Here is a 716-nt window from a genome sequence, read left to right as displayed (position 1 = left end):
CTAAAGACGGATGCTCACTGACTTGCTCAGCGTGGCTTTCGTCCTCAATTACGAAACACTTTGGCATGGCACCTAACAAGATTGGAGTTGAGCAGCGGGCCGATCAACGGTGGTTTTCGCTTCAGCCTTCACCCCGTCCGCTCGGACGACTAGTTCGACGTCCGTAGGCTCTTGGATGCATACGGTCAGCCGGTGCCCTTGGGGGCGGTGGGCGAGATATACATCGGCGGTGTCGGCGTAGCCCGTGGTTATCTCAACCGCCCCGGCCTCACCGCCGAGCGCTTTCTTGCCGACCCGTTTGTCGACAAGCCGGATGCAAAAATGTACAAGACCGGCGATCTGGCACTTTCGGATGTGTCAGGCCCACTTTACGCCCTACCACGCGACGCCCCTGCGCAACGTCATGTTGCACATTTATGTGCTGAATGGCGTAAAGTTGTTGTTGCACTTTCGGATGTGTCAGGCCCACTTTACGCCCTACCACGCGACGCCCCTGCGCAACGTCATGTTGCACATTTATGTTCGATCAGGTGGTGAGCGAGCCGGTTGGCCTGCGTGTTCAGTTGTGCGTAAGTAAGCGATTGATCTTCATAGACCAGTGCCGTGGCATCGGGGCGCTGTTCAACCTGATGCTCGAACAGCTGGTGGATACACAGGTCATGCGGATACGGAGCCTCGGTCTGGTTCCAGGTCTCCAGCAACAAGGTGCGCTCGGC

General features: G+C 57.4%; 1 protein-coding gene and 1 pseudogene. Both read right to left on the bottom strand.

The genetic code is table 11. The annotated features are described in order from the left end of the window. Nucleotides 1–433 precede the first annotated feature (433 nt). Nucleotides 434–520 (bottom strand): annotated as a pseudogene (locus BTJ49_RS16110) (2-keto-4-pentenoate hydratase); the annotation flags it as partial. Next, entirely contained in the window at nucleotides 504–701 is a 198-nt protein-coding gene (locus BTJ49_RS15330) for an AMP-binding protein (RefSeq protein WP_343125545.1), read from the bottom strand. The gene BTJ49_RS15330 and the pseudogene BTJ49_RS16110, both read right to left, overlap by 17 nt. Nucleotides 702–716 lie beyond the last annotated feature (15 nt).

This window comes from Oleiagrimonas sp. MCCC 1A03011 (assembly GCF_003267965.1).
Lineage (GTDB): Bacteria > Pseudomonadota > Gammaproteobacteria > Xanthomonadales > Rhodanobacteraceae > Oleiagrimonas > Oleiagrimonas citrea.
The sequence above is the reverse complement of the archived record's forward strand: the minus strand, read 5'-3'. Positions and strand labels throughout refer to the sequence as shown.